Consider the following 13,246-nt stretch of genomic DNA (forward strand, 5'->3'; position numbering starts at 1 on the left):
TGGGGCGCCCGCCCGGCACCCCACCCCTGACCCGCCCTGCGGTGCGTGTACCCCGCCGGGGCTAGTTGATGGCCTTGATGAGCTCACCGTTCGCGGTGTCGCCGCTGAGCTCCCAGAAGAAGGTGCCGCCCAGGCCCTGCTCGTTCTTGTAGTCCATCTTCGTGGCGATGGTGGCCGGGGTGTCGTAGCTCCACCAGTTGGTGCCGCAGTGGGCGTACGCGGTGCCGGCGACCGTGCCGGTGGCCGGGCAGCTGCCCTTGAGGGCCTTGTAGTCCTCGATGCCGGCCTCGTACGTCCCCGCGGCCGCCCCGGTCGCCGTGCCGCCCGGCTCCGCCTGGGTGACGCCGGTCCAGCCGCGGCCGTAGAAGCCGATGCCCAGCAGGAGCTTCTCCGAGGGGATGCCCAGGCCCTGGAGCTTGGAGATCGCCGCGTCGCTGTTGAAGCCCTCCGTCGGGATACCCGGGTAGGAGGTCAGAGGCGAGTGCGGAGCCGTCGGGCCCTGCGCCGCGAACGCGCCGAAGAAGTCGTACGTCATCGGGTTGTACCAGTCCAGGTACTGCGCCGCCCCCGCGTAGTCCACCGCGTCGATCTTGCCGCCGTCGGACCCGTCCGCCGTGATCGCCGAGGTGATCAGGTTGTCCGTGCCGAACTTCGACCGCAGGGCCGACAGGAGGCCGCCGTAGGCATCGCGGCCGCTGGTGTCGCAGGTCAGGCCGCAGGCGTTCGGGTACTCCCAGTCGATGTCGATGCCGTCGAAGACATCGGCCCAGCGCGGGTCCTCGACCAGGCCGTAGCAGGACTCGGCGAAGGCGGCGGGGTTTTGTGCGGCCTCGGCGAAGCCGCCGGACCAGCTCCAGCCGCCGAAGGACCAGAGGACCTTCAGGTCCGGGTGCAGCTTCTTCAGCTTGCGCAACTGGTTGAAGTTGCCGCGCAGTTCCTGGTCCCAGGTGTCCGCGACGCCGTCCACCGACTGGTCGGCCGTGTACGCCTTCTCGTGGTCGGCGTAGCTGTCCCCGATGGTGCACTTGCCGCCCTGGACGTTCCCGAAGGCGTAATTGATGTGCGTCAGCTTGTCGGCCGAGCCCGACGTCTCGATGTTCTTGACGTGGTAATCGCGGTCGTAGACACCCCAGTTGGTGAAGTATCCGACCACCTTGTCGCCGGCCGCGGTGGGGGCGGCCGCCGGTGCGGCGGCCTCGGGAGCGGCGGAGGCCGCGCCCGCTGAGGACGTACCCGCGACGCCGAGAAGGGCGGCTCCGAGCGCGGCGGTACAGGCAGTGGCGACGAGCGCCCTGAGGCGGGCGCGAGGACGGTGAAGTCCGGTCATTGTGGCTCCTCGTGGGGGAGGGCTTGGGTGTGGGGGGTGTGCGCCCCCGGCCGTCCGAATTGGCATGGACGCGATGAGGCGTTGGGGGGAACCGTAGAAGGACTAGACCAGTGGGGTCAATGGTTCGGACCAATTTCGCCGACCGGGGCCCAGACTGACCGGTGACGCCCGGGCTCCGATCGGGCATACTCAACGCGCCACAGCCGCTGGCCAGCGCCTCCCGTGATCCGGGAAGGCAGGATCGGCTGGGGAGCCGTAGATTTCCGGGCACCGCCCGGGACCACCCGGCGGTGCCGCACACCCCGCGCGCGTCCGTCGTCACGCCCGACAGGGAGGAGAGCGCCGTCATGTCCGACCGTGCCCCGCAGCCGGTGGAACGCCGTCTGCCCACCGAGGAGTCCCGGCAGCTCGTCGAGCTCGTACGCGACATCGTGTCGAAGGAAATCGCCCCCCGGGCCGCGGAGGAGGAGGAAGCGGGCCTCTTCCCGCGCCCGGTCTTCACCCTGCTCTCCGAAGCCGGCCTGCTCGGACTGCCGTACGACTCCGCGTACGGCGGCGGTGACCAGCCGTACGAGGTCTACCTCCAGGTCCTCGAGGAGCTGGCGGCCGCCCGCCTCACCGTCGGCCTCGGCGTCAGCGTGCACTCGCTCGCCTGTCACGCCCTCGCCGGCTACGGCACCGAGGAGCAACGGGCCGCACACCTCCCGGCGATGCTCTCGGGCGGCCTGCTCGGCGCGTACTGCCTCTCCGAGCCGTCCTCGGGCTCCGACGCGGCCTCACTCCGCACGAAGGCCGTCAAGGACGGTGAGGACTGGGTGCTCACCGGGACCAAGGCGTGGATCACCCACGGCGGCATCGCCGACTTCTGCACGGTCCTGGCCCGCACCGGGGAGGACGGCCCCCGTGGGATCACCGCCTTCCTCGTCCCCGGAGACGCCGAGGGTCTCCACGCGGCACTGCCCGAGAAGAAGATGGGCATGAAGGGCTCACCCACCGCCCAGCTGCACTTCGACGGCGTACGGATCTCCGGCGACCGCCGTATCGGCGAGGAGGGCCAGGGCTTCGCCATCGCCCTGTCCGCTCTCGACTCGGGGCGGCTGGGGATCGCCGCCTGCGCCGTCGGCGTCGCGCAGGCCGCTCTGGACGAGGCGGTCCGGTACGCCACCGACCGGCGCCAGTTCGGCCGGCCCGTCGCGGACTTCCAGGGGTTGCGCTTCATGCTCGCCGACATGGCGACCCAGATCGAGGCCGGCCGGGCGCTCTACCTGGAGGCTGCTCGGCTCCGCGACGCGGGCCTGCCCTTCTCGCGGCAGGCGGCGATGGCGAAGCTCTTCTGCACCGACGCGGCCATGCGGGTGACCACCGACGCGGTCCAGGTGCTCGGAGGATACGGCTACACCCTCGACTTCCCGGTCGAGCGGATGATGCGCGAGGCCAAGGTGCTCCAGATCGTCGAGGGCACCAATCAGATCCAGCGCATGGTCATCGCCCGTCACCTCGCGGGTCCCGAAACGCGCTGACCCGGACCGGCCGGTCGGACCAGACCGGTGTCGTCATGATCCGGTTCCACTCCTGGTCGTGACGGCCCGGCAGGGTCCGCCCCGCGCTCTCCCAATGGCGCAGCATGGCCCGGTAGATGGGCGGGTCGGTGCTGTGCGGCACGGACTGCCGTGCGGGCTCCCGGGGCGACGGTCCGGGCAGGGAAACCGATTCTCCGGGCGTCGGTGCGGCGAGCCGGCGGCGGGCGGGGCCGGCCGCTGAATGGAGCGTGGTCATACAGAACCAACGCCGCCACGGGGTCCGGGGTCACTGTCCGGCCGATTCGCGCGCCCGTTCCTCGGGTGCCGCGGCCACCGGCCGTCCGGTGGACCGTCCGCACCACGCCGGCCCGGCCGTCGTGGTGCGCGCAGGTACGCGCCCTCGGGGCGCGCGGGCGTCAGGCGGCGGTGCGCCGCGTCCGGGAGGCGTACCGAAGCGGGCGTGAACCCGGGCCGCCGGCGTGCGAGAAGGGCTGCATCCGCCAGTCGAGCCCCTGAGGAAGCGTCAGCAGCAGTGCCGTCTCCTGCTCCTGGACCTCCAGTGACTCGTCGGCGGGGCGGGCCCGCGAGGCGTCGCGGTTCGTGCCGGGGCAGACGGTGAGGACGAACGGATTCCACGGCGAGGGACACAGCGCGTGCTCGGGAAGCACGTCCTCGTCCGCCAGCAGGGCGATCGGCTGTGCGCAGTCCGGGCAGATCACCCGGTACATCTCGAACGTGTCGTACGCGTCGAGGACGGCGTCCTCGTCCGGAGCGGAGTACGCGAGGTTCGCGTCGGTTTCCGGTTCGGTACGTCCTGTGAGCTTCAAGCTCTGCATGGGTCTTTCCCCCCTCGGGTGGGCCGGCCAGGCGCCACGGCCTCGGCCACAGCAAGCACTTCCCGTCGGAAGTCGGCCGTAACCGCGAGGCCGCCGGCTACCCACCCGTAAACCTGTGGCATTCGTCACATGCCACCTGATCGTGCCCTTCCTGAGCTCCCGCGGCTGTGCCTGGAGGGAGCCGGGGCATAGGTTGATCCGCATGGAGGAGCTGGACCGTCAGATTGTGGAGTTGCTCGTCAAGGACGGGCGGATGAGCTACACCGACCTGGGCAAGGCCACCGGCCTGTCCACCTCGGCCGTTCATCAGCGTGTCCGCCGGCTGGAGCAGCGCGGGGTGATCCGGGGCTACGCCGCGGTCGTCGATCCCGAGGCCGTGGGCCTGCCCCTCACCGCGTTCATCTCGGTGAAACCCTTCGATCCGAGCGCGCCCGACGACATCGCGGAGCGGCTCGCCGGTGTGCCGGAGCTGGAGGCCTGCCACAGCGTCGCGGGCGACGAGAACTACATCCTGAAGGTGCGGGTCGCCAGCCCGCTCGAGCTCGAGCACCTGCTCACCCGGATCCGCACGCTGGCCGGCGTGTCCACCCGGACCACCGTCGTTCTCTCCACGCCCTACGAGGCACGGCCGCCGCGCGTCTGAGGTCTTCCGTCCGACGCTGCGGTGGGGCCGGGGGAGGGTCCGGTCCGGGCAGGCGCGAGACTGGTCCCATGACCGAGAGCACCGCCCCCCAGAGCGAACACCGCACCGTGCTGCTGCGCGGTGGCGACGTCCACAGTCCCGCCGATCCGTTCGCCACCGCGATGGTCGTCGAACGCGGCCATGTCGCCTGGGTGGGGTCGGAGGGGGCCGCCGACGCCTTCGCCGGCGGCGTCGACGAGGTGATCGACCTGGAAGGGGCCCTGGTCACCCCCGCGTTCACCGACTCGCACGTCCACACCACATCGACCGGCCTCGCCCTCACGGGACTGGACCTCTCCGGTGCGCGCACACTCGCCGAAGCCCTCGGACTCGTACGCGCGTTCGCCGACGGTCACGCGGAGGGCGGGGTGATCCTCGGACACGGCTGGGACGCGGCTCGCTGGCCCGAGCAGCGGCCCCCCTCGCGCCGGGAGCTCGACGAGGCCGCCGGAGGCAGGGCCGTCTACCTGCCGCGTGTGGACGTCCACTCCGCCGTCGTGACCACCGCGCTCCTCGACCTCGTCCCGGGCGTGACCCAGCTGTCCGGCTACCACCCCGACGCCCCCCTGACCGGTGAGGCCCACCACGCGGTGCGCTCGGCGGCCCACGGTGCCGTGACGCCGCGGCAGCGGGCGGCGGCCCAGCGCGCCGCACTGGCGCACGCCGCCTCGCTCGGAATCGGGACCGTGCACGAGTGCGCGGGCCCCGAGATCTCGGACGAGGAGGACTTCACCGGGCTTCTGGAGCTTGCCTCCGAGCAGCCCGGCCCCCGGGTCTTCGGCTACTGGGCCGAGCCCGTCGAGGACGCGGAGGGGGCTCGTCGGATCCGCGAGCTCGGTGCCCTCGGCGCGGCCGGTGACCTCTTCGTCGACGGCTCCCTGGGCTCGCACACGGCCCTCCTGCACGAGCCCTACGCGGACGCCCCGCACACCGGCAGCGCGCGGCTCGACGCCGCGCGGATCGCCGCACACGTGACGGCGTGCACCGAGGCGGGACTCCAGGCCGGTTTCCACGCCATCGGCGACGCGGCGGTCTCCGCCGTGGTGGCGGGCGTCCGGACCGCCGCGGAGTCCCTCGGACTCGCCCGGATCCGGGCCGCCAGGCACCGGGTGGAACACGCCGAGATGCTCACGCCCGAGACCGTGGCCGGCTTCGCCGAACTCGGCCTCACCGCATCCGTCCAGCCGGCCTTCGACGCGGCCTGGGGCGGGCTCGACGGCATGTACGCCCGGCGTCTGGGCGCGGAGCGCGCGGCGACCCTCAACCCGTACGCGGCCCTGCTGCGCGCGGGAGTGCCCCTCGCCTTCGGCTCGGACAGCCCGGTCACCCCGCTGGACCCCTGGGGGACCGTGCGGGCCGCGGCCCATCACCGCACGCCTGAGCACCGCGTCTCCGTACGGGCCGGTTTCGCCGCCCACACACGGGGCGGCTGGCGGGCCGTGGGGCGGGACGACGGAGGCGTTCTGGTACCGGGAGCGCCGGCCGACTACGCAGTCTGGCGTAGCGGCGAACTACTGGTCCAGACCCCCGACGACCGGGTGGCGCGCTGGTCGACCGATCCGCGCTCCGGTACCCCTGGCCTGCCCGATCTCTCTCCGGGTGCGGAGCTTCCGGTCTGTCTGCGCACGGTTGTCTTCGGACAAACTGTCTACGCACGGCCGAACGAGTGACGTCGGCACATTTCGTACCGCCGATCGAAGGCGCGAGGGCTTTCCCGCGACCTGCGAGTCCTCCGCACTGACCAGGCGCTTTCGGGAGAAACGGCAGGTAGAGCGGCTATTGACAGAAAGCGCCCGTGGGCCGGTAGGTTCGGCCGGGTCCACCACTGGACGTCCGACCGGTCAAACCTCCACGCAGTCGTCGAACGCCGCTGGGTCATGAGGCGGTGTGCCGCACCGGCGCACCACCACTGACAGCCAGGTTCAGCGCCGGCGCCTCGGTGGCGAGGGAAGGTTTCGTCCGGACGGCAGGTGCGACCCGGGTGGGGCCCGGAGGTTCAGTAGACAACGGCTCTCGGTCGACCCGCAGCCAGCGGATCCCAGGTCGGCCCGAAGGACGCCGGGCCCCCATCCCGCAGTGCTTCCTTCTGTCCGCAGTTCCATGCTTCTGTCCCCGGGGCACACGCCACCTCGTGACCACGGCGGAGTCAGGGTGCGGCCTGCTGGATATGGTGTGCACCTGCGTACGGACTTTAAGGGGCAGTAGTGAACGACGGCGGTCAGAGGCAGTTCGGCCCGCTCGGCACAGTCTTGGTGATCATTCCGACCTACAACGAGGCCGAGAACGTCAAGCTGATCGTCGCCCGGGTGCGCGCCGCCGTTCCGGAAGCGGACATCCTCGTCGCCGACGACAACAGCCCCGACGGCACCGGCAAGGTGGCCGACGAGCTCGCGGCCGGCGACAGCCAGGTGCACGTCCTTCACCGCAAGGGCAAGGAAGGGCTCGGCGCCGCCTATCTGGCCGGGTTCCGCTGGGGCTCCGAGCACGGTTACGGCGTCCTGGTCGAGATGGACGCGGACGGCTCGCACCAGCCCGAGGAACTGCCCCGCCTCCTCACCGCGCTGAAGGGCGCCGACCTGGTCCTGGGCTCGCGTTGGGTCCCCGGCGGCCGGGTGGTCAACTGGCCCCGGCACCGCGAGATGATCTCGCGCGGCGGCAGTCTCTACTCCCGGATGCTGCTGGGCCTCTCGGTGCGCGACGTCACCGGCGGTTACCGGGCCTTCCGCACCGGGACCCTGGACGGACTCGGTCTCGACGAGGTCGCCTCGCAGGGTTACTGCTTCCAGGTCGACCTCGCCCGGCGGGCCGTCGAGGCGGGCTATCACGTCGTCGAGGTGCCGATCACCTTCATGGAGCGGGAGATCGGTGACTCCAAGATGAGCCGCGACATCCTCGTCGAGGCGCTGTGGCGGGTCACCGGCTGGGGCATCACCGGCCGGGCCAACAAGGTGCTGGGACGCAAGAGTCCCTGACCGGTCCCGTCCGCGGCCTCATGATCACCCCCTTACGCCGCCTGCACGCCGGTACAGGCACACTGGGGGCATGACGACCGGCACACCGCCTCCGACCCGTCCAAGGCGCTCACGCGCCCGTACCCTCCTGCCGCTGGGCATCGCCGCCTGGCTGGTGCTGGAGATCTGGCTGCTGACCGTCGTGGCCGGTGCGGCGAACGGCTTCACCGTGCTGCTGATCCTGGTCGCCGGCGCCGTGCTCGGTGCCGCGGTGATCAAGCGGGCGGGCCGGCGGGCCTTCCGCAACCTCACCGAGACCCTCCAGCAGATGCCTGGGCAGCCCGGCGCTCCCGCCACCCCGGCCGAGCCCCGGAGCGGCAGCAAGGGCAACGGCCTCCTGATGCTCGGCGGCCTGCTTCTGCTGATCCCCGGCCTGATCTCCGACGCGGCGGGACTGCTGCTCCTGCTGCCTCCGGTCCGCTCCGTGCTCGGACGCCACGCGGAACGCTCCCTCGACCGCCGGATGAGGGCGGCGGCACCGGGAGGCCTCTCGGGCGCCTTCCAGCAGGCCCGTATCCACCGGCCCGACGGCAAGGTGGTCCAGGGAGAGGTCATCCGGGAGGACGGCACACCCACGCGCCCCCGCCCCGACGACGGCCCGGGCGCGGACCGCCCGCCGCTGATCCCCTAGTTTCCGTCCGTGAGCGCGGGGACGACGCGCACACGACAAAGAGCCGCGGGCCGCGACACATGTTCTGTGTCGCGGCCCGCGGCTCTTGTTCGGTGCGCTGATCCGCGGTCAGGCAGACTTCCTGCTGTCCCGCGGGTGCACGGCGATGTTCATGGCACCGGAGCGCAGGACCGCCAGCCTCTCGGCCAGCACTTCCTCCAGCTCCTCGCGGGTACGCCGCTCCATGAGCATGTCCCAGTGCGTACGCGCGGGCTTGCCCTTCTTCTCCTCGGGGCCGTCCCCGTCCACCAGGAGTGCCGTGGCGCCGCACGCCTTGCACTCCCACTCCGCCGGAATTTCCGCCTCTACCGAGAACGGCATCTCAAATCGATGTCCGTTCGGGCATGCGTACTCCACCGCCTGGCGCGGGGCCAGATCGATGCCGCGGTCCGTCTCGTAGCTGGTAACCACGAGTCGCGTACCGCGGAGAGCTCGCTCACTCATGAATCGTGCCTCCCGGGCTTGTCGCCCACAGGACAGGTGTCGCTGTCGTCGTCATCCGGTCAACGTCCGGTCGGCGGCAAAGATTCCCGTTGCCGGTCATGCGTCGCCCGTCGTGCCGCTGCTTGGTCTGGGTTTCCTACCCACCGGTGCCCGGTTTGTCACCTCTGGTCGAAGTTGTCACCCAACGGTTCGGCTTCTTCCACTGGCAGTAACGGTCCTCCGGGCAGACCAAAGGCGTACACTACCGGCCTTTGACTTCAACGTCTAAATCCGCTCCGGCACGGCGTTGCCCGCGGCGGCCACCGCGGCCCGTACGGGAACCCTCGCCAGGAGCACCGAGCCGAGCGCGAAGAAGAGCACCAGGGACAGGATCGCATCCCGGTAGCTGCCGGTGAGCTGGTACCCGAGACCGAAGACCAGGGGTCCCAGCCAGCTGAGTCCCCGGTCGCTCATCTCGTAGGCGGAGAAGTACTCCGCCTCCTTGCCCCGCGGTACGAGGTGCGAGAACAGGGACCGCGAGAGGGCCTGGCTGCCGCCCATCACCAGTCCGATCGCCGCCGCCAGGGAGTAGAAGAACACCGGCGCGCCGGCGGGCAGCACGTACGCCGCGGCGAGGATCAGCGTCCAGACCGCCAGGGAGCCGAGAATCGTGCGCTTCGCCCCGTACACCCGGGCGAGCCGGCCCATCCCCAGCGCCCCCGCCACCGCGAGGACCTGCACGAGCAGCACCGCGGTGATCAGGGTCGTCTGGTCGAGGCCCAGCTCCTCGGAGCCGTACAGCGAGGCCTGGGAGATCACCGTCTGGATGCCGTCGTTGTAGATCAGGTAGGCCAGCAGGAAGGAGAGCGTGAGCGGGTGGCGGCGCATGTCGCGCAGCGTCGCCCGCAGCTGCCGCCAGCCGGAGCCGACCGAGCCGTCGCCGCCCGGTGCCACCCGGCGGTCCCGCAGCCGCCGCAACGGCACCAGGGCGAAGGCGCCCCACCACACGCCGGCCGAGGCGATGCAGATCCGCACCGCGTCGGACTCGGACAGCCCGAAGGAGTCGTGGCCCGTGTAGAGGACCAGGTTCAGGACCAGGACGAGCGCGCCCGAGGTGTACCCGAAGGCCCAGCCGCGCGAGGAGACGGCGTCACGCTCCTCGGGGGTCGCGATCTGGGGCAGGTACGCGTTGTACAGGGCCATCGACACGGAGATCGACGCGTTCGCCACGATCAGCAGGAAGGCCCCCAGCAGATAGCGGTGGCCCTCCAGGAAGAACATGCAGGCGGTCGCCGTCGCGCCCGTGTAGGCGGCCGCCGCGAGCAGCGGCTTCTTGCGTCCTGTGCGGTCCGCCGCGGCACCGACGACCGGCATCACGAGCACGGCCACGATGATGGACACCGACACGGTGTACGCGAACAGCGAGCCTGCCCGCACGGGTATGCCCAGCGGGTGCACGTACCCTTCCGCGTCGGCGGCGGCCTTGGCTATCGACGTCAGATAGGGGCCGAGGAAGACCGTCACGACACTGGTGGAATACACGGAGCAGGCGAAGTCGTAGAAGTACCAGCCGCGTTGCTCCCGTCTGCGGCCGGCGGCCTCGGTCGGCTCTCCGGACGGATCCGCCGTTCCTGCGGTACCGGTGCTCACGCCGCGCCCCCTCGTTCGTCCCGTGCGGACGCGGCGGGCCCCGGCGTCAGGCCCAGGCCCCCCGCTCGCTCAGCACCGTGCGCAGCGTCTCGATGTGATCGGTCATGATGCCATCCACCCCGAGGTCCAGGAGCGCCGCCATCCGTTCGGGTTCGTTGACCGTCCAGACATGGACCTGCAGTCCGCGTGCGTGCGCCGTACGGACGAAGCGCCGGTCGACGAGGCGGATGCCGTTCTGGCTCTCCGGGACCTGCGCGCAGACCGCGCCGGCCCGGAGAGCCGCCGGGATGCCGTACGAGCGCAGCCGCAGGCCGAGCACCCCTCGCACCCCGTACGAGGTGGCCAGGCGGGGGCCCGCCAGGCGGTGCGCCCTGGCCACGCGCGCCTCCGAGAACGACCCCACGCAGACCCGGTCCCAGGCGTCGGTCCTGCGGATCAGGTCGACGAGCGGGACGAGGGCGGGCTCCGCCTTGAGGTCCACGTTCCAGCGGGCGTCCGGGAACTCCTCCAGCAGCTCCTCGAACAGCGGCAGCGGCTCGCTGCCCGCCACCCTCGCCCGGCGCACCTCGCTCCAGGGCAGCTTCGCTATCCGCCCGTGGGAGTCCGTCACCCGGTCCAGGGTCGCGTCGTGGAAGGCGACCAGTCGGCCGTCCGCCGTGGCGTGCACATCGGTCTCGAAGTAGCGGTAGCCGGTTCCGGCCGCACGCCGGAACGCGGCCGCGGTGTTCTCCACGCCGTCCGCCGCCCCGCCGCGATGGGCGAAGGGAATCGTCGAAGGATGGTCCAGGTAGGGGTGGCGCCCCGAATTCGCTGCGGTCACCGCGGAAGTATCGCCTCCGGCGGTGTCCGGCCCGAAACGGCCACGGTGCGTGGGTCCGGCGCCGACAGGTCGCACAGTCGCAGGAAGAGCTGGGCGAGGGGGCCGATGGCCAGGGCGTACAGGACCGTGCCGGCGCCGAGGGCCCCGCCGAGCAGGAAGCCTGTGATGACCACGGCCACCTCGATCGCGGTACGCACCAGCCTGATGGAACGGCCCGTGAGCCGGTTCAGCCCCGTCATCAGACCGTCGCGCGGCCCCGGGCCGAAGCGCGCGGAGATGTACAGGCCCGTCGCGGCGCCGTTGAGCACGATACCGGCGGCCATCACGGGGATCTGCGCCCCGAGGCCGTGCACGTCCGGTACGAGGGCGAGCGTGCCGTCCATGGCGATCCCGACGGCGAAGACGTTGGAGACGGTGCCGAGGCCCGGGCGCTGTCTGATCGGGATCCACAGGAGCAGGACGACCGCTCCGACGATGATCGAGACGACTCCGATGGAGATGCCGGTCCGCTCGGCGAGCCCCTGGTGCAGCACCCCCCACGGCTCGAGTCCGAGCCCGGCGCGGACCAGGAGTGCCGAGCTCGCCCCGTACAGCGCCAGGCCCACGTAGAGATGGATCAGCCGCCGGGTGAGCCGGATGCTGCTCCGGGCGGTGGAATCGGACAAGTGGTGCCCCCTGAGTGGTAGCGGTGGACTGCTTCATGTCACTCTGTGGCAGGGGATTGGCTGCCAACTACGGCCAATCGCAGGAAGGTGGACTGATTTCCATGGCGCAGTGGACTTCGACCGTCGGGGCGGCCCAGCTCGCCCGTCAGCTCCAGGGCCAGCAGGCGCGCCCCCTGGCGCCCGGCGCCCGTAAGCCGCCCGCCTACCGTGCCCTCGCCGACGGTGTGCGCCTGCTCGTGCTGGAGGGACGGGTCCCGGTCGCCGCACGGCTCCCCGCCGAACGCGAACTCGCGCTCGCCCTGTCCCTCAGCAGGACCACCGTCGCCGCCGCCTACGAGGCGCTGCGGGCGGAGGGCTTCCTGGAGTCGCGCCGCGGAGCGGGGAGCTGGACCGCGGTCCCGGCGGGCAATCCGCTGCCGGCCCGCGGACTGGAACCGCTGCCTCCGGAGTCGCTCGGTTCGATGATCGACCTGGGATGCGCCTCGCTGCCCGCCCCGGAACCGTGGCTGACGCGGGCCGTCCAGGGCGCGCTGGAGGAACTGCCGCCCTACGCCCACACGCACGGCGACTACCCGGCCGGCCTTCCCGCGCTTCGGCAGATGATCGCCGACCGCTACACCGGCTGCGGCATTCCCACGATGCCCGAACAGATCATGGTCACCACGGGGGCGATGGGTGCCATCGACGCCATCTGCCATCTCTTCGCCGGTCGCGGTGAGCGCATCGCCGTGGAGTCCCCGAGCTACGCCAACATCCTCCAGCTGATGCGGGAGGCGGGTGCCAGGCTGGTGCCCGTCGCGATGGAGGACGGCCTCGGCGGCTGGGACATGAACCGCTGGCGTCAGGTCCTGCGGGATGCCGCACCGAGGCTTGCCTACGTCGTCGCCGACTTCCACAACCCCACCGGGGCCCTGGCCGACGAACAGCAGCGCCGCGCCCTGGTCGAGGCGGCCCGCTCGGCGGGTACGGTCCTGGTCGTCGACGAGACCATGCACGAGCTGCGTCTGGACGCGGACGTCGAGATGCCGCGCAGGGTCTGCGCGTTCGATCCCGCGGGCAGCACCGTCCTGACCGTCGGATCGGCGAGCAAGGCATTCTGGGCGGGCATGCGGATCGGCTGGGTGCGGGCGGCTCCGGACGTCATCCGCAGTCTGGTCGCGGCACGCGCCTACGCGGACATGGGCACGCCGGTGCTGGAACAACTCGCCATCAACTGGCTGCTGCGGAGCGGCGGCTGGGAGCAGGCCGTGGCCGTCCGGCGTGAACAGGCCCGGGAGAACAGGGACGACCTGGTGCGGGCGCTGCGCCGGGAGCTCCCGGAGTGGGAGTTCGAGGTGCCGAGGGGCGGACTCACCCTGTGGGTGCGCACCGGCGGGCTCTCCGGCTCGCGGCTGGCCGTGGCCGGGGAGAGGGTCGGCGTCCGCGTCCCGTCGGGGCCCAGATTCGGCGTGGACGGGGCCTTCGAGGGCTACGTCCGGCTGCCGTTCACCGTGGGCGGCCCGCTGGCGGACGAGGCGGCTCTCCGGCTCGCAGCGGCCGCCGGGCTGGTCGGGTCCGGCGCGGGCGGGGGAGAGGCGCCCCGGACCTTCGTGGCCTGAGGCGCCCCGGACCTCCGCGGTTCGAGGTGCTCGGGCCCCGGGGT

General features: G+C 71.7%; 12 protein-coding genes. 6 read left to right on the plus strand and 6 right to left on the minus strand.

Annotated features, from left to right (window positions below; translation table 11 throughout):
• Positions 1 to 61 precede the first annotated feature (61 nt).
• A complete protein-coding gene (locus JOC24_RS21720) occupies positions 62 to 1,327 on the minus strand; it encodes a glycoside hydrolase family 18 protein (RefSeq protein ID WP_205022013.1) in 1,266 nt (421 codons plus the stop codon).
• Between the two features lie 347 nt (positions 1,328 to 1,674).
• On the opposite strand from JOC24_RS21720, the gene JOC24_RS21725 reads away from it, so the two are divergent.
• Complete coding sequence (locus JOC24_RS21725; RefSeq protein ID WP_205022014.1) at positions 1,675 to 2,847, plus strand: acyl-CoA dehydrogenase family protein; 1,173 nt, start codon at positions 1,675 to 1,677, stop codon at positions 2,845 to 2,847.
• A 416-nt stretch (positions 2,848 to 3,263) separates the two neighbouring features.
• On the opposite strand, the gene JOC24_RS21730 is transcribed toward JOC24_RS21725, so the two are convergent.
• Positions 3,264 to 3,683: a hypothetical protein gene (locus JOC24_RS21730; RefSeq protein ID WP_205022015.1), complete on the minus strand. Its 420-nt coding sequence runs from the start codon at positions 3,681 to 3,683 to the stop codon at positions 3,264 to 3,266.
• 202 nt (positions 3,684 to 3,885) lie between these two features.
• On the opposite strand from JOC24_RS21730, the gene JOC24_RS21735 reads away from it, so the two are divergent.
• The 4 genes from JOC24_RS21735 (at position 3,886) to fxsA (ending at position 8,007) form a co-directional block, all read left to right on the plus strand.
• A complete protein-coding gene (locus JOC24_RS21735; RefSeq protein WP_147962434.1) occupies positions 3,886 to 4,326 on the plus strand; it encodes an Lrp/AsnC family transcriptional regulator in 441 nt (146 codons plus the stop codon).
• Positions 4,327 to 4,394: 68 nt separating this feature from the next.
• Complete coding sequence (locus JOC24_RS21740; protein WP_205022016.1) at positions 4,395 to 6,035, plus strand: amidohydrolase; 1,641 nt, start codon at positions 4,395 to 4,397, stop codon at positions 6,033 to 6,035.
• A 534-nt stretch (positions 6,036 to 6,569) separates the two neighbouring features.
• Positions 6,570 to 7,337, plus strand: a complete 768-nt coding sequence (locus JOC24_RS21745) for a polyprenol monophosphomannose synthase (protein WP_205022017.1) — start codon at positions 6,570 to 6,572, stop codon at positions 7,335 to 7,337.
• A gap of 70 nt (positions 7,338 to 7,407) precedes the next feature.
• Positions 7,408 to 8,007 (plus strand): FxsA family membrane protein, encoded by a 600-nt coding sequence (fxsA, locus tag JOC24_RS21750; RefSeq protein WP_205022018.1) that lies wholly within the window; start codon positions 7,408 to 7,410, stop codon positions 8,005 to 8,007.
• Between the two features lie 108 nt (positions 8,008 to 8,115).
• On the opposite strand, the gene JOC24_RS21755 is transcribed toward fxsA, so the two are convergent.
• The 4 genes from JOC24_RS21755 to JOC24_RS21770 all read right to left on the minus strand — a co-directional run bounded on the left by JOC24_RS21755 (position 8,116) and on the right by JOC24_RS21770 (position 11,604).
• Positions 8,116 to 8,490, minus strand: a complete 375-nt coding sequence (locus tag JOC24_RS21755) for an RNA polymerase-binding protein RbpA (protein ID WP_078598328.1) — start codon at positions 8,488 to 8,490, stop codon at positions 8,116 to 8,118.
• A 264-nt stretch (positions 8,491 to 8,754) separates the two neighbouring features.
• A complete protein-coding gene (locus tag JOC24_RS21760; protein ID WP_205022019.1) occupies positions 8,755 to 10,119 on the minus strand; it encodes an MFS transporter in 1,365 nt (454 codons plus the stop codon).
• Between the two features lie 46 nt (positions 10,120 to 10,165).
• Entirely contained in the window at positions 10,166 to 10,939 is a 774-nt protein-coding gene (locus JOC24_RS21765) for a glycerophosphodiester phosphodiesterase (RefSeq protein ID WP_205022020.1), read from the minus strand.
• A complete protein-coding gene (locus tag JOC24_RS21770) occupies positions 10,936 to 11,604 on the minus strand; it encodes a membrane protein YczE (RefSeq protein WP_205022021.1) in 669 nt (222 codons plus the stop codon). Before JOC24_RS21770 ends, JOC24_RS21765 begins: the two co-directional genes overlap by 4 nt.
• 101 nt (positions 11,605 to 11,705) lie before the next feature.
• Here JOC24_RS21770 and JOC24_RS21775 point away from each other — a divergent pair, with 101 nt between their 5' ends.
• Positions 11,706 to 13,202, plus strand: coding sequence for an SCO1417 family PLP biosynthesis transcription factor (locus JOC24_RS21775; RefSeq protein WP_205022022.1), 1,497 nt, complete (start codon positions 11,706 to 11,708; stop codon positions 13,200 to 13,202).
• Positions 13,203 to 13,246: the final 44 nt, after the last annotated feature.

Source organism: Streptomyces sp. HB132 (assembly GCF_016909575.1).
Classification (GTDB): Bacteria; Actinomycetota; Actinomycetes; order Streptomycetales; family Streptomycetaceae; genus Streptomyces.

What these genes read in the sequence shown, in the direction of transcription:
- JOC24_RS21720 (WP_205022013.1), bottom strand. Translation starts at nt 1,327, where the DNA reads ATGACCGGACTTCACCGTCCTCGCGCCCGCCTCAGGGCGCTCGTCGCC.
- JOC24_RS21725 (WP_205022014.1), top strand. Translation starts at nt 1,675, where the DNA reads ATGTCCGACCGTGCCCCGCAGCCGGTGGAACGCCGTCTGCCCACCGAG.
- JOC24_RS21730 (WP_205022015.1), bottom strand. Translation starts at nt 3,683, where the DNA reads ATGCAGAGCTTGAAGCTCACAGGACGTACCGAACCGGAAACCGACGCG.
- JOC24_RS21735 (WP_147962434.1), top strand. Translation starts at nt 3,886, where the DNA reads ATGGAGGAGCTGGACCGTCAGATTGTGGAGTTGCTCGTCAAGGACGGG.
- JOC24_RS21740 (WP_205022016.1), top strand. Translation starts at nt 4,395, where the DNA reads ATGACCGAGAGCACCGCCCCCCAGAGCGAACACCGCACCGTGCTGCTG.
- fxsA (WP_205022018.1), top strand. Translation starts at nt 7,408, where the DNA reads ATGACGACCGGCACACCGCCTCCGACCCGTCCAAGGCGCTCACGCGCC.
- JOC24_RS21755 (WP_078598328.1), bottom strand. Translation starts at nt 8,490, where the DNA reads ATGAGTGAGCGAGCTCTCCGCGGTACGCGACTCGTGGTTACCAGCTAC.
- JOC24_RS21775 (WP_205022022.1), top strand. Translation starts at nt 11,706, where the DNA reads ATGGCGCAGTGGACTTCGACCGTCGGGGCGGCCCAGCTCGCCCGTCAG.